The sequence below is a fragment of the Alsobacter ponti genome (assembly GCF_024294805.1).
Taxonomy (GTDB): domain Bacteria; phylum Pseudomonadota; class Alphaproteobacteria; order Rhizobiales; family Beijerinckiaceae; genus Alsobacter; species Alsobacter ponti.
On the sequence record NZ_JANCLU010000019.1, the window covers coordinates 49,245 to 72,972 of the forward strand.

Below are 23,728 nucleotides of genomic sequence, written 5' to 3' on the forward strand. Positions count from 1 at the left end.
GTTTCCCGGAGTTCTTGATGTCGGATCGTCTCAAGCTCGCCTTTTCCGCGCCTTCGTTGCCCGCCTCCGGCGCGGTCGTGGTCTTCGTGGGCGACGATCTCATGCTGCCGGTCGCGACCCGCGACCTGCTCGGCCCGGCCGCCGTGGACGCTGTCGCCCGCGCGGCGGCGGCGGAGAACTTCAAGGGCAAGGCGCTGAGCGGGCTGACACTGCTCGCTCCCGCCGGCCTTCAGGCGGACCGCCTCGTGGTCGTCGGGCTGGGGACCGCCAAGGACCGGGCCGAAACCAACTTCGTGACCCTGGGCGGCGCCGTGATGGGCCGCGTCGGCCCGAGCAAGGCGGTGACCGTGCTGCTGGACGGCCCGACCGATTGGGCGGCGGGCGCGGAAGCGTCGGCCGAATTCGCGCTCGGCCTGTCGCTGCGCGCCTACCAGTTCGACAAGTACAAGACCCGCAAGTCCGACCAGGACGCGCCCTCCGGGGCCGTGGCGGTGACGATCGGCTGCGCCGATCCCGCCGGCGCGCGCAAGGCGATGAAGACCCGGGCCGGCGTCGCGGAAGGCGTCACGCTGGCGCGCAACCTCGTCAACGAGCCGCCGAACGTGCTCTATCCGGCCGAATTCGCGAAGCGGGCCGAGCAGTTGCAGAAGCTCGGCGTCGAGGTCGAGGTGCTCGACGCCAGGAAGCTCGAGAAGATCGGCATGCGCGCGCTGCTGGGCGTCGGGCAGGGGTCCGAGCGCGAAAGCAAGGTCGTCATCATGCGCTGGAACGGGGCGCGCTCGTCCAAGGCGAAGCCGGTGGCGTTCGTCGGGAAGGGCGTGTGCTTCGACACCGGCGGCATCTCGATCAAGCCGGCGGGCGGCATGGAGGACATGAAGGGCGACATGGCCGGCGCGGCCTGCGTCGTCGGCCTCATGCACGCTTTGGCCTCGCGCAAGGCGAAGGCGAACGTCATCGGCGCGATCGGCCTGGTCGAGAACATGCCCGACGGCGCGGCGCAGCGGCCGGGAGACATCGTCACCTCGCTATCGGGCCAGACGATCGAGATCATCAACACCGACGCCGAGGGCCGGCTCGTGCTGGCCGACGTGCTCTGGTACGTGCAGGATCGCTTCAAGCCCGCCTTCATGATCGACCTGGCGACGCTGACGGGCGCGATCATCGTGGCGCTCGGCCAGGAGAACGCCGGCCTGTTCTCCAACGACGACGAACTGGCCGAGCGCCTCCTCGCCGCCGGCAAGGCGACCGGCGAGGGCGTGTGGCGCATGCCGCTCGCCCCCGCCTACGACAAGATCATCGATTCGAAGTTCGCCGACGTGAAGAACTCCGGGGGCCGCCACGGCGGATCGATCACCGCCGCGCAGTTCCTCAAGCGCTTCGTCAACGACACGCCCTGGGCGCATCTCGACATCGCCGGCACCGCGATGGGCTCGCCCGCCAGCGAGGTCAACCGGAGCTGGGGTTCCGGCTGGGGCGTGCGCCTCCTCAACCGGCTCGTGGCGGACCACTACGAAGGCTGATCCGCCGCGCCGGGGCTCGCGGCCGGGAACACCCGGCTTTCCGATGCGTTTCGAAGCGCATTGGAGGTTAAAGCCATGAAAGCCAGAAATCTGCTGGCGGTCTCCGCGACCGCCATGTCCCTCGTCCTTGCGTATCCGGCGATGGCCCAGAGCACGGGCGGCGCGGCGACCGGCGCGGTCGGCGGCGCGGCGGCCGGCGCTGTCGTGGGCGGGCCCGTGGGCGCGGCCGTCGGCGGCGTCACAGGCGCCATCGTGGGTGGAGCGCTCGCCCCGGCCGACACCGGACGCGTGAAGGAGTACGTCGTCCGCGAACACCGGCCTTCGGTCAAGCTGAAGGAGAAGGTCGTCGTCGGCGAAGCCCTGCCGAGCTCGGTCGAGCTCTATACGGTGCCGGCGGATGTCGGCGTGAAGACGGAGTACCGCTACACGGTGGTCAACGACCGCGCCGTGCTGGTGGACCCGCATTCCCGCAAGATCGTGCAGATCATCGACTGACGTTCGCGCCAGCAAAAAAGGAGCCTCCCGGACGCACCGGGAGGCTTCGGCTCGCGAAGGGGGTCGGCGCGAGTCTCAGGAGTTCTCAGAAGGAGCCGACGATCCTGTCGGCGTAGGCGACGGCGGACCCTGCCAGGATCACGCAGCAGATCGCGGCAAGGCGGTAAAACGCGGCGGGCATCGGTCGTCTCCCCATCAATCTCGATCAGGACGCTAACGCTTCGTTCACCGGTCCGAGGTGCGCTTCGTCACGCGGGCCCGTGGCGCGGGGTCGACGCGGCGCGTTCGAGGTGCGAAAAGGCACAGGCCGGCGGGATTGCGGCAGGGGGACGAGGTTGGCCGACGTCGAAGTGCTCTTCTACCACCTGGAGAGACGCCCCCTGGAGGCGGTCTTGCCCCAGCTCGTCGAGAAGAGCCTGGAGCGCGGCTGGCGCGTCGTCGTGCAGGCCTCCACGCAGGAGCGGCTCGGCGCGCTCGACGACCTCCTCTGGACCTGGTCGGACGACAGCTTCATCCCCCATGCGCCGGATCGGGAGCCGGAGGCCGACCGCGAGCCGGTGGTCCTGACCCTGACCGACCGCAATCCGAACGAGGCGCAGATCCGCTTCCTCGTCGAGGGCGCGCCCCTGCCCACCGACGCGCGGGGCTATGCGCGGATCGTGCTCCTCTTCGACGGCACCGACGACGAGGCGGTCGCCGGCGCGCGGCGGACCTGGCGGTCGGTGCGGGAGGCGGGCTACGCGGCGACCTATTGGCAGCAGAGCGAGGCGGGACGTTGGGAGAAGAAGGCGTGATGGCGGTTGGAGAACACCGCGTGCGGAAGGGGCTCGTCGTCGCGGCGCTCGCGCTCGGGCTTGGCGGCTGCGCGGCGGAGGTCTCGGGCTTCGTGAACGACAAGTCCGTCACGGCGCGCGCGGCGACCACGGAAGCGGTCGTCGGCGAGGACGGCCGCTGCACGGCGGACCTGAGCATCGACCCCGCCCTATTCCGGGGGCGGGACGGGGACGGGCTGATCGGCCTGACCGAATGCGAATTGGTGGCGCTCAAGGGCGAGCCGTTGAGCGTGCAGACGGGCGCGAGCTCCAGCGCCAAGCGCGAGACCACGATGCTCTACATGGAGCCGACCGGGAAAGCGATCTACCTGTTCGCCAACAACCGCCTCGTGCGGGTGGTCCGCTGACCGAGCGGGATCAGGCCGTGGCCGCGTCGTAATCCGCGGACAGGGCCAGCCATTCCTCCTCGGCGGCCGTCAGGTTGCGCTCCAGCTCGGCTCGCTGGGCCGCGAACTGGGCGGCCTTGGCAGGCTCGCGCTGGAAGATGTCGGGCTCGGCCAGCACCGCGTCGACGCGCGCGATCAGCTCCGCGAACTTCGCCATTCTCGCCTCGATTGCCTCGATGCGACGTTTTAGAGGCGCGTTCGCCAGCCGTTTCCCGGCATTGTCCCGGCGCTGGTCGCCCGCCGCGCGCTCGGTCTCGGCCTTGCGCTTCGCGCCCGCGTCCGGGCCTTCGAGCACCAGTCGACGATAGGCGTCGAGGTCGTCGTCGAAGGGCTTGACCGTGCCGTTGCCGACGAGCCAGAGCCGGTCGGCGCAGGCCTCCAGAAGAAAGCGGTCGTGCGAGATGAGGATGACCGCGCCCTTGAAATCGTTGATCGCTTCCATCAGCGCGATGCGCGAGTCGATGTCGAGGTGGTTGGTCGGCTCGTCGAGGATCAGCAGATGCGGCCCGGCGAAGGTGGCGAGCCCCATCAGCAGCCGGGCCTTCTCGCCGCCCGAGATGTTGGCGACGGGCGTATCCGCCTTGGCGCCGGGAAAACCCATCTGCGCGCAGCGCGCCCGAACGCGTGCCTCGGGGCTGTCCGGCATCAGCTCGGCCACATGCTGATACGGCGTGGCGTTCAGGCGCAGCTCGTCGAGCTGGTGCTGGGCGAAATAGCCAACCTTCAGCTTGGTCGAGCGCCGCACCGTTCCCGCCATCGCCTCCAGCTTGCCGGCGACGAGCTTGGCGAAGGTGGACTTGCCGTTTCCGTTGGATCCGAGCAGGCCGATGCGGTCGTCGTCGGCGATGACGAGCGACAGGCGCGAGAGCACGGGCTTGTCCGCGTAGCCGACGCTGGCCCCCTCCATCGCGACGATCGGCGGTGACAGCGGTCGTTCGGGCGAGGGGAAGTGGAAGGGCAGCACCTCGGCGTCCAGGATTGGCGCGATGGTCTGCATTTTCTCCAGCCGCTTGACGCGCGACTGGGCCTGCTTGGCCTTCGACGCCTTGGCCTTGAAGCGGTCCACGAACGCCTGCAGGTGCTTGCGCTCGTCGTCCTGCTTCTTGCGGAGCTTCGCCTGCAGCGCCTGCTGCTCCGTCCGCTGGCGCTCGAACTGGTCGTAGCCGCCGCGATAGAGCGTCAGCTTGGCCTGGTCGAGGTGCAGGATCTGATCGACGGCCTGGTTGAGGAGGTCGCGGTCGTGGCTGATGACGAGCACGGTGTGCGGATACCGCGCCAGGTAGTCCATCAGCCAGAGCGTGCCTTCGAGGTCGAGATAGTTGGTCGGTTCGTCCAGGAGCAGGATGTCCGGCTCGGCGAACAGCACGGCGGCCAGGGCCACGCGCATGCGCCAGCCGCCGGAGAACGAGGAACACGGCCGGGCCTGCGCCTCCGCGTCGAAGCCCAGTCCATAGAGGATGGCGGCCGCCTTGGCGGGCGCGGCGTGGGCGCCGATGTCGACGAGGCGCGTCTGGATCTCCGCGATCCGGTGCGGGTCAGTCGCCGTTTCCGCTTCCGCCAAAAGGCTTTCGCGCTCGACATCCGCGGCAAGCACGACTTGCGTCAGCGTCTCGGGCCCCCCGGGCGCCTCCTGCGCGACGGAGCCGATGCGCAGCCCGCGTCCGACCGCAATGGAGCCTCCCTCCGGCGAAATCTCGCCACGGATCATGCGAAACAGCGTCGTCTTGCCCGTGCCGTTGCGGCCTACGAAGCCGACGCGCGCGCCGGAAGGGATGGCGACGGTCGCCTTGTCGAACAGCGTGCGGGCGCCGAGCCGGTAGGTGAGGTCGTTGACGTGAAGCATGCGGGCTTGTCGCAAAGCCGACGGTCGCGCGCAAGCGCAAGGGGCGCGGCCGCGGCCCTCTATTCCACGATATCGGCCGGCTCGCGCCCCGCGCCCAGCTTGGCGTCCGCGAGCATCTGGATGGCGTTGGCGATGAGGCGATACTTGGTCTCGGTGACGGTGAGGTCGCGGAACCAGTTTACGAGGTCCCCCCACGGGTCGTTGATCTTGGTGAGTCCCGACACGAAGGCTACGACCGTCCCGATCTCGGTCTGCCCGCGCACCACGAACCAGCCGCCGATGCCCAGCACCAAGGCGGTGCCGCTGTGGTGCAGGATGTTCATGAAGAAGTTCATCGAGAACTTCAGCTTGTAGATGCCCATGTTGAAGCCGAAGACCTGCCCGATCCGGTCTTCCTGAGCGCGGCCCAGCACCCCGACGCCGGCCGGATCGGCGATCATCGACATGCTCACCTCGCGCAACGTCTTGATGCGCCGCGCGACACGCCGGTTGATCGCCCGCTGGATCAGCGGCACGAAGACGATCTGCGGGCAGAACACCACGAACGCGACCAGCGCCATCAGCGGCTGCAGGTAGATCATGTAGGAGAAGACGCTGATCAGGATGCCGCCCTGCATCATCGGCTCGGACACGTAGACGCCGACGAAGCCGCCGATGGGCTCGGACTCCGACAGCATCATCGAGGTCTCGACGCCCAGCGCCTCGGCGCTCGATAGCTCCTCCGGCAGGCCATGGATGAGGCGATGCACGGTCATGCGCAGGCTCAGGACCGAAACCTCCCCGACCCAGGCGCGATAGATGTTCATCACGAGCTTCAGCAGCCCCTCGCCGAGAGCGAGGCCCAAATAGATCAGCGCGAGCCAGATGATCGCGACGTAATCCCCGCCCTTGAACGCGTCGTTGACGATGCGCCTCTGCACTTCGAGCGGCGCTGTCGACAGCACGAAGACCAGCACCGATAGCAAAGAGAGATAGAACTGGTGCCTGGCGCTGACCTCCCAGACGAAGCCGAGCAGCGTCTTGGGCATCGTCGCGCCGCTGAACACCGGCGCCGAGCGCGCCGCCGGGGCGGCGAGATTCGGATCGTGCTGGACCATTTCGGCGATGTTCATGGCGAAGACTTGTCCCCCCGCCATCTTGCAATCTGGCGGGGAGGCTGCAAGCCCGGCGTGAACTGAGCCACGATACGAGTGGGCGGCGAGCCTCAGTCGGGCAGGGGGATGAACTCTTCGTCGCCCGGCACGCCCGGGAACCGACCCGCCCGCCAGTCCGCCTTCGCCTGGTCGATGCGATCCTTGGACCGGGAGACGAAATTCCACCACACGTATCGGGGGCCGTCCATCGGCTCGCCGCCGAACACCAGGATGCGCGCCGGGCGGACGCCGGTCACCGTCACCTGCTCGCCGGGCGTGAGAATCAGCAGCCGCGCTTCGTCGAACACGTCTCCCCCAACCTCGACGGCGCCGCTCGCGACATAGATGGCGCGCTCGACGTGCTCGGCCGGCACCGGCAGCTTCGCTCCCGGCTCCAGCGTGACGTCAGCATAGACCATGTCGGAGAAGGTGCGGGTCGGCGACGTCAGGCCGTACAGCGACCCGGCGATCAGCCGCACCGTCTTGCCTTCCGCCGACAGCGACGGCAGCTCGGCCGCGCCGTGGTGCGCGAATCCGGGATCGGTTTCCTCGTACCGCTCCGGCAGCGCGACCCAGGACTGGATGCCGAACAGAGGCGCCGGGGAGCGGCGCGCTTCCGCCGCCGTGCGCTCCGAATGCACGATGCCCTTTCCGGCGGTCATCCAGTTGACCTCGCCCGGATCGATGGCCTGCAGGCTGCCCAGGCTGTCGCGATGAAGGATCTGGCCCTCGAACAGGTATGTCACCGTCGCGAGGCCGATATGGGGATGCGGGCGGACGTCGATCCCCTCGCCGGCGCGGAACACGGACGGCCCCATCTGGTCCCAGAAGATGAAGGGTCCGATCATCTGGCGCTGGGCGGAGGGGAGGGCGCGCCGAACGGAAAACCCGCCGAGGTCGCGGGCGCGGGGCACGATCACCGTCTCGATCGACGGGTTGGGTTCGGCGGGGCGTCACCCGCGGATCGTTGAACTGGGTCATCGCGGCCCTCCGGCGGCCGCCTCTCGGCCGGCCGGAAGTCTAGCCTACCCGACGGCCCCTCGCCACGCGCCCGCGTTTGCCGACCGGATCACAATCAGCGGCGTCGCGCCGGCCTGCGGACCGGCACCGGACGCAGCGCGGGCGTCGGCCGCGCGAGCCCGAACATGCCTGCGGTGATCGCCATCGAGAAAAGGGTGAACCCGGTCATCAGCTTCGTGGCGAACACGGCGGACTGGGTCATGACGTCCTGCGAATTGGAGTCCATGGGGCACAACTCCCGGGCCTCTGCCCAGCGTTTTCCAAGATCGACTGGGGTTTGAACGGTTCGGCGGCGACGTTGTTCCTGCCCGCCGGCCGCAGGTCGAACGGGAACCCGCGCGCGGGCGCGACGTTGGCCGGCCGCTGGCGGCGGGCCGGGTCGGTCGTCCGGTCCAGCGCGCCGAGCCTCGGTATTCCTGCCGAGCCGTCGTCCGGCGCAGGGTGGAAGCGGCGCGAGCCAGCGCGGAAATACACGCTTTGCGTGCAGATCGAGGCGGGGCTATCGTTGATGATTGTCATCTCTCGAGAGGAGCGTAGGTCATGAAACGGATGGTGATCGCGGTGGTGTGCTGCCTCGTCTCCGGAAGCGCGTTCGCAGCCGAGGCGACATGCAAGAGCCAGGCGGCGGACAAGAAGCTGGCCGGCGCGGCGCTGACCAGCTTCACGAAGAAATGCACGACCGACGCCACGGCCTCCTGCGAGAAGGCCGCCGCCGACAAGAAGCTCTCCGGCGCGGCGAAGACGAGCTTCACCAAGAAGTGCGTCAGCGATTCCGTGGGAACCTGAGGCGCCGCGCGCCTGGCCGCCGGCTCTTTCCGGCGGCCGATCCGCGCGCTTTCGTACAAAGTTCCGAATTTTGGAACCGTGAACTAATCAATGGTATCCGGACAGATGAATTGAATTGCTTGGAAGGTGTCTTTTCTGAAATCTCCTTGTTTCTACATTGACATAAACTCTTGAATTGTACGACATCGTTCCCCGCGGGGCATTCTGGCCGGCGACGGACATTCTGCGACATCATGAAATTGCCGATCTTAGACAGCGCGAATGCGTCTTTGCTTCCTGGCTTTGACCACGACTTGCTCAGCGCGATACGCCCGACGCCCATCGAACGGATGCTTCCTTCGGGAGTGGTGATCGAGGAGCAGGGGCAACATCCCGAAACGCTGCAGTTCCTGCTCGAGGGCGACGTGCAGATGTACGCCCGCGCGGTCGGGCGCACCTCGACCGTGGAACTGATCGCGGCGCCTGACGCCATCGCGCTCGCCGCCGTGGTGGCCAGCGAGCCGGTGCTCGCGTCCTACGTGACGCTGACCAAGTGCCGCCTGCTCGCCATTAACGCCAATGCCGTCAGGACGCGGCTCGGCGAGGACGCCGCGTTCGGGGCGGCGATCGCCCGATTGCTGGCGACGCAGGGAAGGCGGCGGATCCGTTCTCTCTACAACCATAAGCTGCGAACCGGCGTCGAGCGCCTGGCGAGCTGGGTGCTGGTGAAGTGGATCGAGGCCGGCAAGGTCGAGGCGTTCCGCCGTCCCATCAAGAAGCAGGTGCTGGCCTCGCTGCTCGGGCTCACGCCCGAAAGCCTGTCGCGGTGCTGCGGCCAGCTCGAGCAGCACGGGGCGACGCTCGATGGCGCGGAGATCAAGGTATTCGATCCCGCCCGGCTGGCCATTCTGGCTCAGCCTGACCACCTCATCGACGGGATTTCGCTGTCGCACCACTGAGCGGTCGCGCTGCGTGCGCGGCCACTCCCGCGCGTCTCACACGTGGAGCGCCGGTTCCCGGACTGCGGAGGCCCCCCCGAACACGTCGGCGAAGGCGGCCTCGTAGGCGCGCCAGGCCTGGATGAATTTCTCGGTGAGCAGGATTGACTGGTTGCGGCCATCCTCGCCGTCCCGCGCGCGGACCAGGTAGCCGCTTCGCTGCAGGCGCTGGATATGCAGCCGGAGCGCGGCCTCGGAGTATCCAAGCGTTTCGTAGAGGCTGCGCGCGGGAGTCCTGGAACCCGAATCGATGGTCGCGGCGAGGAACACGACCACGTCGTACCCGAGGATCGTGCCGGCGGTCGGAAGGTTGCGGTTTTCCCAGTCCCGCAGGCGAGCCAATTTGGCGGCGAATGACTCTGAAGACATCTGTGAAGAATCGCTTTGTAGGAAAAATTGCAGTGAAAAACTGCTACATCATGCCCGATTTGAAATAATAAGCAATATTGTTTTTCGCAGCTCGACCCCAGTCACGCCTCGCCAGCCGGTTTAGAGTTGTTCCAGGTCGGCGCTCCTCGGCGGGGATTGCGTATGAACGGTAATTGTCTTGCTTGAGCGCGGTTTCGTGCCAACTTATAACTTGGGCACGGCGTGGAATATGCAACCGGTAGTTGTGTATCCCACGCCTGCACCCCTCACATCCGCCGCGGGTCCCGCCGAGGGCGCGCCGGGCGGGCCCTTTACACAAGGGGCGCGCGTGACTAACTCTCCGCCACCGGCGGCGCGAAAGCGCGGGCCGGTTCTTCTTTTTTCAACGGAACCCAGCGATGCGCGCCGAAATCGAAGCGCTTCTCGATGCCGCCAAGCAGTCCGTGGGACTGCTGAGGAGGCATCTTTGACGTCGACACCGCCACCCGTCGTCTCGCGGAGCTGAACGCCCGCGCCGAAGACCCGAATTTGTGGAACGATCCCGACGCCGCGCAGAAGGTGATGCGCGAGCGCACGGACCTCGAGGAAAGCCTCACCTCGATCGGGCGTCTCGAGGGCGACCTCGAGGATGCCGTCACGCTGATCGAGCTGGGCGAGGCCGAGGGCGACGAAACGGCCATTTCGGAAGGCGAGGCGGGCATCCGCGCCGTGCAGACGGAGGCCGCGCGCAGGCAGGTCGAAACCCTGCTGTCCGGCGAAGCCGACGGCAACGACGCGTTTCTGGAAGTCCATTCCGGGGCCGGCGGCACCGAGAGCCAGGACTGGACCAACATGCTGATGCGCATGTACGTCCGCTGGGCCGAGAAGCGGAAATACAAGGTCGAGGTGATGGACGTCGCCGACGGCGAAGAAGCCGGCATCAAGGGCGCGACGCTCCAGATCAAGGGCCACAACGCCTATGGCTGGCTGAAGACGGAGAGCGGCGTCCACCGTCTGGTGCGCATCTCGCCGTTCGACTCCAACGCGCGGCGTCACACCAGCTTCGCGTCGGTGTGGGTCTATCCGGTCATCGACGACAGGATCCAGATCGACGTCAACGAGTCCGACTGCCGCATCGACACCTACCGGTCCTCGGGCGCGGGCGGGCAGCACGTCAACACCACCGACTCGGCGGTGCGCATCACCCACATCCCAACCGGTATCGTCGTGGCCTGCCAGCAGGAGCGCTCGCAGCACAAGAACCGCGCCAAGGCGTGGGACATGCTGCGCGCGAGGCTCTACGAGCGCGAGCTGATGATCCGCGAGGAGAAGGCCAACGCCGAGAACGCCTCGAAGACGGATATCGGCTGGGGCCACCAGATACGCTCCTACGTCCTCCAGCCCTACCAGCTGGTGAAGGACCTGCGGACCGGCGTCACCTCGACGAGCCCGGATGACGTGCTGGACGGAGAGGTCGACCCGTTCATGGAGGCGGCCCTGGCGCAGCGCGTCTATGGCGGCACGGTCGAGGTCGAGGACGTCGACTGAGCTCAGTCGGGGTTGAGGTTCGCGGCGACGCGCAACCAGCGCTGCGGATCGACGGGATCTCCGTCGAGCCGGATTTCATAGTGCAGATGGGGGCCGGTCGAGCGGCCGGTCGACCCGACGCGCCCGAGCAACGCGCCGGCGGCCACCTCGTCCCCGACGCGCACCGACGCGGACGACAGGTGCCCGTAGCGCGTGGCGACGCCGCCGGCGTGCTCCACTTCGACCATCAGGCCGTAAGCGCCGGACCACTCGGCCGCGGTGACGCGGCCGGGGGCGGTGGCGCGAACCGGCGCGCCCCAGTCGTCGCGCAGATCGAGGCCGGTGTGCATCGCCAGGCCCCGGGTGAACGGGTCGATGCGCGTGCCGAAGCCCGACGTCCAGTCCGGCGCGCCCGCCAGCGGACGGCGCAGCGGCAGGGCGGCGATGCGTCGCCGCCAGGCCTCCGCCTCGGCGCTGACGCGCCGCGCCTGCGCCAGGGCCGTCTCGAACGCCCCGCCTTCCGACGCGATGGCGACGGGGACGAGCGGGCCGCCCATCGGCAGGGCGCGATCGAGCGCGGCCACGCGCGCCGGATCGAGCCCGAGGGGGCGCAGAGCGTCGCCGAGCTGAAGCGCGCGCTCCCGGGCCCGGCGGTCCGCGGCCGACAGCAGCGACAGGAGGCCCGTGTCGAGGCTGGAAACGGCGTCGGCGAGCGCCGCCAGATCGCGCTGCCCGTCGTGAGGCTGCCCGTCGCTGCGCGAGGGATGCGCGTCGAGCGACGCGCGCGGCTGCGGCTTGATGCGCCCCCAGGCGGGCAGGGGGATCGGCTCGCCGAGCGGAAGGAACGATGACGCCGCCTCCGGCGCCGGGGAGGCGGACTCGGACGGCGAGGGCGGGGCGGGGCGGGCGGAGGCCTGCTTTCCCGTAGGGTCGAGCAGCTCGGAGAGCTGCGTCTGGCGGTTCTCCAGGCGGATCTGCCGTTCCCGCAGCTCGTCGAGCGCCGCGTCCCAGCGGCCGCGATCGACGATGCGCCGGCTCGACAGGTCGTCGAGAGCGGCGCGGAGAGTCGAAATCTGCTCGCGCTGGCGCTGGCCTTCGTCACCCTCGGCGAGCGCGGCCCCCGCTCCGGCGAGGGTCCGCGACACCGTCGAGACGCCGAACAGGCCGGCGACCACGACCAGGGCCGCGGCTAGCGCCCACAAGCCGGCCGGCGCGGTCCAGCGGCGCGCCGTGCCGCCACCTTCGACGACGATGGTGACGGGCAAGCTCAGCTGGGGAAAAGAAGTCCTGGGTATCGGCATCGAAGCCTCGCGGCGTAATGCGAGGCATTTGGCGCTTGTTAAGGTTAAGCAATCGCAAAGGTCGGGCGTTCCCGACCTCGCCTCGCTTCAGAGCGCGCGCGCCGCTTCCAGCACCTCGGCGGCGTGTCCGGGCACCTTCACCTTGGGCCAGATCTTCGCGATCCGTCCCTGGCCGTCGATCAGGACGGTGGTGCGCTGGATGCCCATGAACTTGCGGCCATACATGCTGCGCTCCACCCACACTCCATAGGCGTCGAGCATCTCCTTCTTCTCGTCGGAGGCGAGCGGGAAGGCCAAGTCGTACTTGCTCTTGAACTTGTCGTGGCTCTCCGGGCTGTCAGCCGAGATGCCGAGGATGTCCGCGCCCGCCTTGGCGAAGTCCCCGCGCAGCCGGTTGAATTCGATGGCTTCCTGCGTGCAGCCCGAGGTGTCGTCCTTGGGGTAGAAATACAGGACGAGTTTCTTCCCTCGATACTGGGCCAGAGAGACGGATGCGTTTCCGTCCGCCGGCAGCGTGAACTGGGGTGCGGGGCTGCCAACCGCGAGTTTTTCCGACATTTTGCCTTCCTTTCGTCGAATCGCCATGCCCATTACGATACGCAGGCGGCCTGGCCATGGATCGGCCGCGCAAGGGTACGGGGTTCGGCCGGCGCCGGTCGAGAGGGGGCTGGAGGATCGGCCCTGAAACCAGGATCGCGGAACACGGACTGTTGCAAAACGAGCATCCTCATTCCGGTCCGGCCTCGCCCGCCCGCCTGTGTCGCCTGCGACGTCGCGGGCGGCCCGCTTCGGCGTCGCCGCCGGCCGGGGGAGCCGAGGCGGCCCAGGCCGCCGTCAGTCCGCCGGAGAAGGTCGCCCACCAGCCGCACCCACCAACGAAGGTCCGGCAGACGCGGCCTCGGCGCAAGCGTCGCTCTGCCTGGAGCCGCGCGCTTCTGACGGTTCTCGTTCCCGCGGCGCTCATTGCGCTCGCCGTCGGGGCCATGGCGTGGCGTCTGTCGCTCGGGCCGCTGGCGTTCGACAGCATGGCCGAGCGCGTCGCGCAGGCGCTGGAAGCGCAGTTCGGCGACGGCTACGACGTCGACGTCCGCCACGCCGAGATCGACTGGACGTCCGGAGGTCCCGTGCTGGGGGTCACGGGCGTCACCGTCCGCGACATGGCGGGCAACCTCGTGGTCGCCGCTCCGCAGGCCGAAATCGGTTTTTCAAGCCTGGCCCTGGCGACGGGCAACCTCGTCCCGCGCAACATTTCCTTCGTCGGCCTCGCCGTGACGCTCACTGTCGCGCCGGACGGCGCCGTCTCGATCTCGGCCTCGGGCGACGAGCCCGCCCCGCCGCACGGCGGGCCGGCGACGCAGCCGACGGACACCTCTTTCGGCCCCGGCGCGGTGCTCGCCGCCATCGCCTCGCACAGCGGCCCGATGGCCGTTCTCGAACAGGCGGGCATCCGCGACGGGCGGCTGCGCATCAACGATCGCCGCCGAAACCGCAACGTCACCTACGACCGCATGTCGCTCGCCTTCGAGAAGGTGGCCGGATCGCAGGTCGCGGCGCGCCTCGCGGCGCAGGGATCGAGCGGCGCGTGGGGGCTCTCCGCCACCATCGACGACGCCGCTGCCGAGGGACGGTCCGTGACCGTCGAGACCCGCAACCTCCCGCTCTCCGATCTGTTGGGCATCGCTCAGCCCGGCGCCCTGCCGGTTTACACGGACATGCCGGTCAGCGGTTCGCTGCGGCTTCGCCTCGACGGCGCCGGCGCGGTCTCCGACCTCGAGGCCCGGGTCGATGGCGGCGCGGCGGTCGTGCTGATCGACGATCCGGACGCGCGACCAGTGTTCGTCGACCGGCTATCGGCCGATCTCGGCTGGAACGCCGCCGACCAGGCGCTTGCCGTTCGCAGCCTCGCGATGAAGGCGGGCGAGACGCGGGTATCGCTGACCGGCTCGGTGTCGCCGCCGCGCGCCGCCGGCGAGACCTGGCGGCTCGCCCTGTCCGGCTCCAACGCCACTCTGGCCGGCGAAACCCCGCAGGATCCGACGGTTCGCATCGATACGATCTCGCTGACCGGGCGGATGCCGATCGGCCTCGGTGGCCTGCTGATCGACCGCTTCGAGGTGGCCGGGCCCGACCTCGGCATTGCCGGCTCGTTCGCGGTGGGGCGGGCGGACGACTTCGAGGGCTTGCGGCTGGATATGACCGCGCGGCCGATGCCCGCTCGCGCGGCGCTCGCCTTCTGGCCGGCCTTCATTGCCGCGGACGCGCGGAAATACCTCCAGGACGCCGTCCTCGGCGGCCGGATCGAGCGCTTCGAACTCGTCAATTCGTTCACGCCCCAGACGCTGGCCGACGCCATCGCGCACCGCCCCATCCCGGAGAGCGCAGTGCGCATCGACGTCGCCGTGTCGGGCGGCTCGCTCAGGCCAGCGCCCGGATTGCCGGTTCTCACCGGAATTTCCGCCACGTCGTTGACGACGGGGCATGCCGTGCGGGTGGACATTCCGCGCGCCAACGGCCCCGCCTTCGGCGCGCGCCCGCTGGTGTTCTCCAACGGCGTCTACGCCATTGACGACCTCGCTGCCAAGCCGCCGCTTGCGCGGGTCGAGTTCGACGTCAGCGGCGGCTTCGACGCCACCGTCGACGCGCTCAGGGCGGAGCCGCTGAAGCCCTTCGTGGGGCTGCGGCTCGATCCCGCAGCGGTCAAGGGGACGGTGGACTCGCACGTGCGCATAGGCCTGCCGCTGAAACCGGGCCTGACGCCCCAGGACGTCGCCGTGCAGATCGCCGGCTCCGCCACGGGCGTCTCCGCCGATCTCCCGGGCCGGGACCGGGTGGAGAACGGCGCCTTCACCTTCACCCAGGACGCCGCCGGGCTCGCCATCAAGGGCGAAGGCAGGCTCAGTGGCGCGCCGGCGACGTTCGACCTGCGGCAGCCGCGCGGAACCGCGGCCGCCGACCTCACCGTGGCGATGACCATGGACGAGGCCGCGCGGGCGCGCCGCGGCATCAAGCTGGGCGCACAGCTTGCCGGTCCCGTCGACATCAAGGTCGCCGTCCATGACGCCTTCGGGGCGAAGCCCGCGACCCGGGTAGAGGCCGACCTCGCCAAGGCCACCGTCAACGACCTCATCCCCGGGTGGGACAAGCCCGCCGGCAAGCCGGGCAAGGCAAGCTTCCGGCTCGAAGGCGACGCGGACACGCTCTCTCTCGAGGACCTCGTGCTCGACGCCGCCGGCGGCGTGTCGGCGCGCGGCTCCGTCAGGCTGGGCGCCGACGGCTCGCTGCTGGGGGCCCACCTCACCGGGCTGCGGCTGACCCCAGGGGAGGACATCCGCGTCGACCTCGACCGTCAGGGCGGGGTTCTCAAGGCGGTGCTGCGGGCCGGGATGGCGGACGCCAGGCCGGTGCTGCGGTCGCTGATGTCGCCGCGCCCGAGCTCGCTGCCGGCGCTGGGCGACCTCGACCTCGACCTCAAGGCGCAGACCATCGTCGGCGAGAACGGCGAGAAGCTCTCCGGGGCGGAGATGCGGCTGGTGCTGAAATCGGGCGAGTTCCGCGACTTCCGCCTGTCCGGCCGGTTCGACAACGCGCCGGTATCCGGCCAGATGGCGCGCACCGAGGGCAACCTGCCGGGGATCGTGGTGGAGAGCGGCGACGCCGGCAGCTTCCTGCGCTTCGCCGACATCTACAAGCGCATGCTGGGCGGGACGCTGCTGCTGCAGCTGACCGGCTCGACCCAGCAGCTCGCCGGCACCCTCAGCGCCAACAATTTCCACCTCTCCAACGAGCCGGCCCTGGCGCGCGTCGCGGGGCAGGGGAATGGGGACCAACGTCCTGTGAACGTTGCGTTTTCCAAGCTGCGCGCCGGCTTCGTCGCGGAGAAGGGCCGGCTCGATCTGCGCGAGAGCACGATGTTCGGCCCCTCCGTCGGCGGCACGCTGGAGGGCATGCTGGACTTCACCAAGGACCGGGTCGATCTCAGCGGAACTTTCGTGCCGGCCTATGGGCTTAACAACATCGTCAGCCAGGTGCCGTTGGTGGGGCCGATCCTGGGCGGGGGCAAGAACGAGGGGCTGTTCGGGGTCAATTTCCGCATCACCGGGCGGGTGACCCAGCCGGTGCTGTCGATCAACCCGCTCTCGGCGGTGGCGCCGGGGTTCCTGCGCAAGTTCTTCGGGGTGATCGGCCCCGGCGAGGTGTCGGCGACGGGGGCGGCGACCAATCCGGCCGCGCCGACCGGCTCCGCCAACCTGCCGAGCGCGATCCGCTAGACCCGCCAAACGCGGCTTCGAAAGAACACCCGAGAACGCCTTCGTCAGGCGCGAATTCCGCGCCGAACACCGCCTCGATGCGCAATTCGGGTCGCCCGTTCGCCTGATAAGCCGTGTTCGGGCCGAATTCCGCTCAGTTCGGCTTCAGCAGCACGTGCTTCTTGCGGCCGAGCGACAGCTTCGCCGCGCCGCCGGCCGTGAGGTCGGAGGCCGTCAGCGTGGCGCGCTCGTCGGCCACCGGGGCGTCGTTGAGGCGCAGCCCGCCGCCCTTGATCTGGCGGCGCGCCTCGCCGGTCGAGGCGACCAGCCCGGCGCGGACGAAAGCGGTGAGGACGCCCATGCCGATCAGCTCGGACCCGGGGACCTCGACGGTCGGCAGCGTGTCGGCGGCGACGCCTTCCTCGAAGGTCTTGCGCGCCGTCTCGGCGGCGCGCTCGGCCTGCTCGCGGCCGTGCAGCAGCGCGGTGGCCTCGGTCGCCAGCACCTTCTTGGCCTCGTTGATCTCGCCGCCGGCCAGCGCCCCGAGCCGGGCGATCTCGTCCAGCGGCAGCAGGGTGTAGAGCTTGAGGAAGCGCACGACGTCGGCGTCCTCGGTGTTGCGCCAGAACTGCCAGTAGTCGTAGGGCGAGAGCTGCTCGGCGTTGAGCCACACCGCGCCCGACGCGGTCTTGCCCATCTTGGCGCCGGAGGCCGTGGTCAGCAGCGGGCAGGTGAGGGCGTAGAGCTGGGGCGTGCCCATGCGCCGGCCGAGGTCGATGCCGGTGACGATGTTGCCCCACTGGTCGGAGCCGCCCATCTGCAAATTGGTGCCGTAGCGCCGGCTCAGCTCGACGAAGTCGTAGCCCTGCAGGCACATGTAGTTGAACTCGATGAAGGAGAGTTCCTGGTCGCGCTCCAGCCGCAGCTTGACCGAGTCCATCGACAGCATGCGGTTGACCGAGAAGTGCCGGCCGACATCGCGCAGGAAGTCGATGTAGTTGAGCCTGGTCAGCCACTCGGCGTTGTCGACCATCAGCGCGTCGGTGCGGCCCTCGCCGAAGCGCAGGAAGTTCGAGAACACCCGCCTGATGCCGTCCTTGTTGGCCTCGATGTCCTCCACCGAGAGCAGGCGGCGCGACTCGTCGCGGCCCGAGGGGTCGCCGACGCGGGTGGTGCCGCCGCCCATCAGCGGCAGCGGCTTGTTGCCGGTCTGCTGCAGCCAGTGCAGCATCATGATCGAGATCAGGCTGCCGACATGCAGCGAGGGCGCCGTGCAGTCATAGCCGACATAGGCGACCACCTCGCCCCTGGCCGCCAGCTCGTCGAGCCCGGCCAGGTCCGAGCACTGGTGGACATAGCCGCGCTCCAGCATGGCGCGGAGAAAGTCGGACTTCGGGCGGAAATCGGCGGGCGCGGACATGGCGATCGGCCTTGCGGTCGGGAACTGCGGAAGGAGCGCGGGGCGGGAAGGGCTCAGCCTTCCATCGGGCCGAGGCGGCGGTCGAGATAGCCGCCGACGATCTCCATCAGCTCTTCGGTCTTGTTCTCGAAGAAGTGGTTGGCACCCTCGACGGTCTGGTGCTCGATCTGGATGCCCTTCTGCGTCTTCACCTTCTCGATGACGCTCATGACGTCCTTGATCGGCGCGACGCGGTCCTGCGAGCCGTGCACGAACAGGCCGGACGACGGGCAGGGGGCGAGGAAGGAGAAGTCGAAGCGGTTGGCCGGGGCGGCGACCGAGATGAAGCCCTCGATCTCCGGACGGCGCATCAAAAGCTGCATGCCGATCCACGCGCCGAACGAGATACCGGCGATCCAGCAGGCCCGCGCCTCGGGGTTGATGGCCTGCGCCCAGTCGAGCGCCGCCGCCGCGTCCGAGAGCTCGCCCTGGCCGTGGTCGAAATTGCCCTGGCTGCGGCCGACGCCGCGGAAGTTGAAGCGCAGGGCGGAGAAGCCGCGCTCCACGAAGCCGTAGTACATGGCGTAGACGATCTGGTTGTTCATCGTCCCGCCGAACTGCGGATGCGGGTGCAGCACGATGGCGATCGGCGCGCCCTTGGTCTTCGACGCGTGGTACCGGCCTTCGATGCGGCCGGCGGGGCCGTTGAAGATGACCTCAGGCATACTGGTGTGACCTTTTCTCGCGGCGATCCGGCCCGCGCGGACAGGGTGAACGAGGCCTTCACACCTTGACACCGGACGTGCCGACCGCCACAATCTCTTAGAATTATTCTAACAGCCCACACAGCCGGGCCCGCGTCTGCGGAACCGGCGGCGGGCTGCGGAGCGCCGCTTGTAGCACAAGCGCCGGGGTTCGTTGCAAGCTTTTGCTGCTCCGGCGCTTTCCGCCACCCCGCGATCAGGATCCCCCGGACGTCGAGCGATGAACGCCGCCTCGCGCACCTATCTGGACCACAACGCGACCTCGGCCCTGCGGCCCGACGCGCGCGACGCCATGCTCGCAGCGCTGGAGCATGCGGGCAACGCGTCCTCGGTCCACGCCGAGGGCCGCGCCGCGCGCGCTCTCATTGAGCGGGCCCGCGAGGAGGTGGCGGCGCTGGTCGGCGGTCAGGCCCGCAACGTCGTCTTCACCAGCGGCGGCACCGAGGCGAACGTGCTGGCGCTTACGCCGGGGCTCGAGGCCTGCGGCGACAAGCGGCCGCTGGACCGCCTGCTCACCAGCGCGGTCGAGCATCCGAGCGTGCTGGACGGCGCGCGCTTCCCGGCCGACCGCGTCGAGCGCCTGCCGGTCGACGGCGACGGCGTGCTGGACCTCGACGCGCTCAGCGCCCGCCTCGCGGTGCTCGCCAAGGCCGGCGAGCGCGCGCTCGTCAGCGTGCAGGCCGCCAACAACGAGACCGGCGTGCTGCAGCCCATCGCCGCCATCGCCGGGCTGGTCCACGACCATGGCGGGCTGCTGCATTGCGACGCCGTGCAGGCGGCGGGCCGGACGGATTTCGCGATGGCGAGCGGGGCCGACCTGGTGACGCTCTCCGCGCACAAGATTGGCGGCCCGCAGGGCGTCGGCGCGCTGGTGCTCTCGCCCGCCGTGACGATCGCCGACAGGGTGCTGCGCGGCGGCGGCCAGGAGCGCGGCGCCCGCGCCGGCACCGAGAACGTCGCCGGCATCGCCGGCTTCGGCGCGGCGGCTTCCTGCGCCCGCGAGGGGCGCGCCGAGGAGGCTGCCCGCCTCGCCGCGCTGCGCGACGTCTTCGAGGCGGGGCTGCGCGCGGTCGCGCCGGATATCGACGTGTTCGGGGCTCGTGTCGGGCGGCTGCCCAACACCACCTTGTTCGCCATGCCCGAGGGCACGGCCGAGACGGCGCTGATCGCCTTCGATCTCGCCGGCGTGGCGGTGTCGTCGGGCGCGGCGTGCTCGTCGGGCAAGGTGCGCGCCTCGCACGTGCTGCTCGCCATGGGCGTGCCGCGCGAGCGCGCGGCGGCCGCCATCCGGGTCAGCCTCGGGTGGACGACGACGCGAAACCATATTGAAAACTGCCTCGAGGTCTTCGAAAAGACCGTCGGCGCCCTACGTAATCGGCGGGGTCGGGCGGCCTGACCGTCCTGCCCCGCGCCAGCCCTCGGCCCTTGAAGCCGAAGAGGAAGGAGATAGTCCGATGCCTGCAGTGCAGGAAACCGTCGAACAGGTCCGCGCGATCGATGTCGACCAGTACAAGTACGGCTTCGTCACCGACATCGAGGTCGACAAGGCGCCCAAGGGCCTGAACGAGGACATCGTCCGCTTCATCTCGGCCAAGAAGGGCGACCCGGAGTGGATGACGGAGTGGCGGCTGGAGGCCTATCGCCGCTGGCTCACCATGCGCGAGCCGACCTGGGCGCGCGTCTCCTATCCGCCCATCGACTTCCAGGACCAGTACTACTACGCCGCGCCCAAGAAGCAGGCCGGCCCGAAGTCGCTCGACGAGATCGACCCGGCCATTCTCGAGACCTACAAGAAGCTCGGCATCCCGCTGCGGGAGCAGGAGATCCTGGCCGGCGTGCAGACCTCCCGCGTGGCGGTCGACGCGGTGTTCGACAGCGTCTCCGTGGTCACCACCTTCAAGGAGGAGCTGAAGAAGGCGGGCGTCATCTTCTGCTCGATCTCCGAGGCGATCCGCGAGCATCCCGAACTGGTGCGCAAATATCTCGGCTCGGTCGTGCCGGTCACCGACAATTTCTACGCGACGCTGAACTCCGCCGTGTTCACGGACGGCTCGTTCGTCTACGTGCCGGAGGGCGTCCGCTGCCCGATGGAGCTGTCGACTTATTTCCGCATCAACGAGAAGAACACCGGCCAGTTCGAGCGCACGCTGATCATCGCCGACAAGGGCTCCTATGTGAGCTACCTGGAAGGCTGCACCGCGCCGCAGCGCGACGAGAACCAGCTGCACGCGGCGGTGGTCGAGCTGATCGCGCTCGACGACGCGGAGATCAAGTACTCGACCGTCCAGAACTGGTACCCCGGCGACGCCGAGGGCAGGGGCGGCGTCTACAACTTCGTGACCAAGCGCGGCGACTGCCGGGGCCGCAACTCGAAGATCTCGTGGACCCAGGTGGAGACCGGCTCGGCCATCACCTGGAAGTACCCGTCCTGCATCCTGCGCGGCGACAATTCGCGCGGCGAGTTCTACTCGATCGCCGTGTCGAACGGCTACCAGCAGGTCGACAGCGGCACCAAGATGATCCACCTCGGCCGCAACACGACGAGCCGGATCATCTCGAAGGGCATCTCGGCGGGCCGCTCGCAGAACACCTATCGTGGCCTCGTCTCGGCGCACCGCAAGGCCGCCAACGCGCGCAACTTCACCAACTGCGACTCGCTGCTGATCGGCGACCAGTGCGGCGCGCACACCGTGCCCTATATCGAGGCGAAGACCGCGAGCGCGGTGTTCGAGCACGAGGCGACCACCTCCAAGATTTCCGAGGACCAGCTGTTCTACTGCATGCAGCGCGGGCTCTCGGCCGAGGAGGCGACGGCGCTCATCGTCAACGGCTTCGTCAAGGACGTGCTGCAGCAGCTCCCCATGGAGTTCGCCGTGGAGGCGCAGAAGCTCATCTCGATCTCGCTGGAAGGAAGCGTGGGGTGACGACCTCGGGGGCGGCGCGCGCGCCGCTGCCCGCAACGCAGCACTCCGTTCCGCAAGCCATCGCCGGCACGCCCGCCTGGGCCGCCCGGCAGCTCTATTGTCAGGATTGACCCATGCTCGAAATCCGCAACCTGCACGTCCAGATCGAGGACAAGAAGATCCTCAACGGCCTCACCCTCACCGTGAACGACGGCGAGGTGGCCGCCATCATGGGGCCGAACGGCTCCGGCAAGTCGACGCTCAGCTACGTCATCGCCGGCAAGGAGGATTACGAGGTCCTCGACGGCGAGGTGCTGCTGGACGGCCGCAACCTGCTGGAGATGGACCCCAACGAGCGCGCCGCCGCCGGCGTGTTCCTGGCCTTCCAGTACCCGCTGGAAATCCCCGGCGTGGCCACGATGAGCTTCCTCAAGGCGGCGCTGAACTCCCAGCGCAAGGCGCGCGGCGAGGACGAGCTGTCGACGCCCGAGCTGATGAAGCGCGTGCGCGGCGCCGCCGAGCGCCTGCAGATCCCGCAGGACATGCTCAAGCGCGCCCTCAATGTCGGCTTCTCCGGCGGCGAGAAGAAGCGCATGGAAATCTTGCAGATGGCGCTGCTGGAGCCGAAGTTCTGCATCCTCGATGAGACCGATTCCGGCCTCGACATCGACGCGCTGAAGATCGTCTCCGACGGCGTCAACGCGCTGCGCGGCGACAAGCGCTCCTTCCTCGTCATCACCCACTACCAGCGTCTGCTCAACTACATCGTGCCGGACACGGTGCACGTGATGGCGAACGGCCGGGTGGTGAAGTCGGGCGGCAAGGAGCTGGCGCTCGAGCTCGAAGCCAACGGCTACGCCGATTACCGCACGCAGGCGGCGTGAGGACGCCATGGCTGACGTAACCCCCATCCGCACCGCCGCCGAGACGGCGCTGGCCGAGCTGTTCCCCGCCGTGAAGGGCCGCCTGCCGGGCGACGCCACCATCGCCGGGCAGCGCGCCGAGGCGTTCAAGAGCTTCGTCGACGCGGGCCTGCCGCACCGGCGCATCGAGGCCTACAAGTACACCGACCTGCGCGCCCTGCTGCGCGACGTGCCGCCGCTCGCGACCGAGCCCTCGGCCGACGCCGTCGAGGCCGCGCGGCAGTGGGCCGACCCGTTCGCCGGCGTCGACGCGCTGCGCTTCACGATCGTCGACGGCCACGTCGTGGCGGGCCTGTCGGACTTCAAGCTGCTGCCCGACGGCGTCGAGGCGTGGCCGCTCGCCGCCGCGCTCTCCGCCGGGCCCGTCGCCAGCGGCCTGATGGGCCGCGTCGCGCCGGCTAAGTCCGACCCGGTGCTGGCGCTCAACGCCGCGCTGATGACCGACGGGCTGGTGGTGCGCGTGCGCAAGGACGTGGCGCTCGACCGCCCGATCCTGGTGCGCTTCCTCGCCGCCTCGGGCGCGCCGTCGCTGATCGTGACGCGCATCCTGCTGGTGGTCGAGGACGGCGCCCGCGCGACTCTGATCGAGAGCCACGAAGGCGCGGGCGTCGCCCACCACGCCAACACGGCGGTCGAGATCTCCTGCGGCGACGACGCCATCGTGCACCATTTGCGCGCCAACGCCTCCGGGCAGGCGGGCGTCGACCTGTCGACGCTGGGCGTCGACGTCGGCGGGCGCTGCGCCTTCACCTCGGTGGCGATGGTCACCGCGCCGAGCCTGTCGCGGCACCAGATCTTCGTGCGCTGCACGGGCGAACACTCCACGGTGACGCTGGGCGGCGGGGCGCTTCTGAAGAACCGCCAGCACGCCGACACCACGCTGGTCGTCGACCACGCCGTGCCGGACTGCGTCAGCCGGGAGCTGTACAAGACGGTGCTCGACGACGAGGCCACTGGCGTGTTCCAGGGCAAGATCATCGTCCAGCAGCCGGCGCAGAAGACCGACGGCAAGATGATGAGCCAGGCCGTGCTGCTCGCCGACGGCCCGACGATGAACAACAAGCCGGAGCTGGAGATCTTCGCCGACGACGTGCAGTGCGCCCATGGCGCGACCTGCGGCGCGCTCGACGACGACCTGCTGTTCTACCTGCGCGCGCGCGGCCTGCCGAAGCCCGAGGCCGAGGCGCTGATGCTGCGCGCCTTCGTCGGCGAGGCGCTGGAGCTCGTCGACGACGAGGCGGCGCGCGAACGCCTCGACGGCATGGTCGCCGCCTGGCTCGCGGCGCGGGCCTGAGCCCGGCCTGTTCATGGGGCGGGCGCGCG

Annotated in this window: 21 protein-coding genes; 12 read left to right on the plus strand and 9 right to left on the minus strand. The window is 69.2% G+C overall.

Annotation, left to right across the window (positions count from 1 at the left end; all coding sequences use genetic code 11):
• Positions 1 to 17 precede the first annotated feature (17 nt).
• The 4 genes from NK718_RS17215 to NK718_RS17230 all read left to right on the plus strand — a co-directional run bounded on the left by NK718_RS17215 (position 18) and on the right by NK718_RS17230 (position 3,195).
• Positions 18 to 1,520 carry a leucyl aminopeptidase gene (locus NK718_RS17215; RefSeq protein ID WP_254744784.1) on the plus strand — a complete coding sequence of 501 codons (1,503 nt, stop codon included), beginning with the start codon at positions 18 to 20 and terminating at the stop codon, positions 1,518 to 1,520.
• A gap of 75 nt (positions 1,521 to 1,595) precedes the next feature.
• Positions 1,596 to 2,015 carry a DUF1236 domain-containing protein gene (locus tag NK718_RS17220; RefSeq protein WP_254744786.1) on the plus strand — a complete coding sequence of 140 codons (420 nt, stop codon included), beginning with the start codon at positions 1,596 to 1,598 and terminating at the stop codon, positions 2,013 to 2,015.
• A 335-nt stretch (positions 2,016 to 2,350) separates the two neighbouring features.
• Positions 2,351 to 2,809 (plus strand): DNA polymerase III subunit chi, encoded by a 459-nt coding sequence (locus NK718_RS17225; RefSeq protein WP_254744788.1) that lies wholly within the window; start codon positions 2,351 to 2,353, stop codon positions 2,807 to 2,809.
• Entirely contained in the window at positions 2,809 to 3,195 is a 387-nt protein-coding gene (locus NK718_RS17230) for a hypothetical protein (protein ID WP_254744790.1), read from the plus strand. The genes NK718_RS17225 and NK718_RS17230 overlap by 1 nt, the downstream gene beginning before the upstream one ends.
• Positions 3,196 to 3,205: 10 nt before the next feature.
• On the opposite strand, the gene NK718_RS17235 is transcribed toward NK718_RS17230, so the two are convergent.
• From NK718_RS17235 to NK718_RS17250, 4 genes are all read right to left on the minus strand, one after another.
• Positions 3,206 to 5,077, minus strand: coding sequence for an ABC-F family ATP-binding cassette domain-containing protein (locus tag NK718_RS17235; protein WP_254744792.1), 1,872 nt, complete (start codon positions 5,075 to 5,077; stop codon positions 3,206 to 3,208).
• A gap of 59 nt (positions 5,078 to 5,136) precedes the next feature.
• Positions 5,137 to 6,189, minus strand: a complete 1,053-nt coding sequence (locus NK718_RS17240; RefSeq protein ID WP_254744794.1) for an ABC transporter transmembrane domain-containing protein — start codon at positions 6,187 to 6,189, stop codon at positions 5,137 to 5,139.
• 92 nt (positions 6,190 to 6,281) lie between these two features.
• Positions 6,282 to 7,130: a pirin family protein gene (locus NK718_RS17245; protein WP_254744796.1), complete on the minus strand. Its 849-nt coding sequence runs from the start codon at positions 7,128 to 7,130 to the stop codon at positions 6,282 to 6,284.
• A 155-nt stretch (positions 7,131 to 7,285) separates the two neighbouring features.
• Positions 7,286 to 7,456: a hypothetical protein gene (locus NK718_RS17250; RefSeq protein ID WP_254744798.1), complete on the minus strand. Its 171-nt coding sequence runs from the start codon at positions 7,454 to 7,456 to the stop codon at positions 7,286 to 7,288.
• A 314-nt stretch (positions 7,457 to 7,770) separates the two neighbouring features.
• On the opposite strand from NK718_RS17250, the gene NK718_RS17255 reads away from it, so the two are divergent.
• Entirely contained in the window at positions 7,771 to 8,016 is a 246-nt protein-coding gene (locus tag NK718_RS17255) for a hypothetical protein (RefSeq protein ID WP_254744800.1), read from the plus strand.
• A gap of 329 nt (positions 8,017 to 8,345) precedes the next feature.
• The gene (locus NK718_RS17260; protein WP_254744802.1) at positions 8,346 to 8,954 is read left to right on the plus strand and encodes a helix-turn-helix domain-containing protein; all 609 of its coding nucleotides are present in this window, start codon (positions 8,346 to 8,348) and stop codon (positions 8,952 to 8,954) included.
• 36 nt (positions 8,955 to 8,990) lie between these two features.
• Here the strand turns inward: NK718_RS17260 and NK718_RS17265 are convergent, their stop codons facing one another.
• Complete coding sequence (locus tag NK718_RS17265) at positions 8,991 to 9,362, minus strand: winged helix DNA-binding protein (RefSeq protein ID WP_254744804.1); 372 nt, start codon at positions 9,360 to 9,362, stop codon at positions 8,991 to 8,993.
• A 398-nt stretch (positions 9,363 to 9,760) separates the two neighbouring features.
• Between NK718_RS17265 and prfB the strand changes: the two genes are divergently transcribed.
• A protein-coding gene (gene prfB / locus NK718_RS17270; protein ID WP_254744806.1) for a peptide chain release factor 2 occupies positions 9,761 to 10,889 on the plus strand; the annotation gives its coding sequence in 2 pieces (ribosomal slippage) (positions 9,761 to 9,829 and positions 9,831 to 10,889; 1,128 coding nt in all).
• Between the two features lie 2 nt (positions 10,890 to 10,891).
• On the opposite strand, the gene NK718_RS17275 is transcribed toward prfB, so the two are convergent.
• Both NK718_RS17275 and NK718_RS17280 read right to left on the minus strand, forming a co-directional pair.
• Positions 10,892 to 12,169 (minus strand): M23 family metallopeptidase, encoded by a 1,278-nt coding sequence (locus tag NK718_RS17275; RefSeq protein WP_254744808.1) that lies wholly within the window; start codon positions 12,167 to 12,169, stop codon positions 10,892 to 10,894.
• 87 nt (positions 12,170 to 12,256) lie between these two features.
• On the minus strand, positions 12,257 to 12,727 hold the full coding sequence (locus tag NK718_RS17280) for a peroxiredoxin (protein ID WP_254744810.1): 471 nt from the start codon (positions 12,725 to 12,727) through the stop codon (positions 12,257 to 12,259).
• A 425-nt stretch (positions 12,728 to 13,152) separates the two neighbouring features.
• On the opposite strand from NK718_RS17280, the gene NK718_RS17285 reads away from it, so the two are divergent.
• The gene (locus NK718_RS17285; RefSeq protein WP_254744812.1) at positions 13,153 to 16,437 is read left to right on the plus strand and encodes a YhdP family protein; all 3,285 of its coding nucleotides are present in this window, start codon (positions 13,153 to 13,155) and stop codon (positions 16,435 to 16,437) included.
• A gap of 133 nt (positions 16,438 to 16,570) precedes the next feature.
• Here the strand turns inward: NK718_RS17285 and tyrS are convergent, their stop codons facing one another.
• Together tyrS and NK718_RS17295 are read right to left on the minus strand one after the other, a co-directional pair.
• Positions 16,571 to 17,836: a tyrosine--tRNA ligase gene (gene tyrS / locus NK718_RS17290; protein WP_254744814.1), complete on the minus strand. Its 1,266-nt coding sequence runs from the start codon at positions 17,834 to 17,836 to the stop codon at positions 16,571 to 16,573.
• Between the two features lie 53 nt (positions 17,837 to 17,889).
• Complete coding sequence (locus NK718_RS17295; protein WP_254744816.1) at positions 17,890 to 18,540, minus strand: alpha/beta hydrolase; 651 nt, start codon at positions 18,538 to 18,540, stop codon at positions 17,890 to 17,892.
• A gap of 259 nt (positions 18,541 to 18,799) precedes the next feature.
• On the opposite strand from NK718_RS17295, the gene NK718_RS17300 reads away from it, so the two are divergent.
• From NK718_RS17300 to sufD, 4 genes are all read left to right on the plus strand, one after another.
• Positions 18,800 to 19,975 carry a cysteine desulfurase family protein gene (locus NK718_RS17300; RefSeq protein ID WP_254744818.1) on the plus strand — a complete coding sequence of 392 codons (1,176 nt, stop codon included), beginning with the start codon at positions 18,800 to 18,802 and terminating at the stop codon, positions 19,973 to 19,975.
• Positions 19,976 to 20,033: 58 nt separating this feature from the next.
• Positions 20,034 to 21,503, plus strand: coding sequence for a Fe-S cluster assembly protein SufB (gene sufB / locus NK718_RS17305; protein WP_254744820.1), 1,470 nt, complete (start codon positions 20,034 to 20,036; stop codon positions 21,501 to 21,503).
• 113 nt (positions 21,504 to 21,616) lie between these two features.
• Positions 21,617 to 22,366 (plus strand): Fe-S cluster assembly ATPase SufC, encoded by a 750-nt coding sequence (gene sufC / locus NK718_RS17310; protein WP_254744822.1) that lies wholly within the window; start codon positions 21,617 to 21,619, stop codon positions 22,364 to 22,366.
• A gap of 7 nt (positions 22,367 to 22,373) precedes the next feature.
• A complete protein-coding gene (sufD, locus tag NK718_RS17315) occupies positions 22,374 to 23,699 on the plus strand; it encodes a Fe-S cluster assembly protein SufD (protein WP_254744824.1) in 1,326 nt (441 codons plus the stop codon).
• The last annotated feature ends 29 nt before the right edge of the window (positions 23,700 to 23,728 follow it).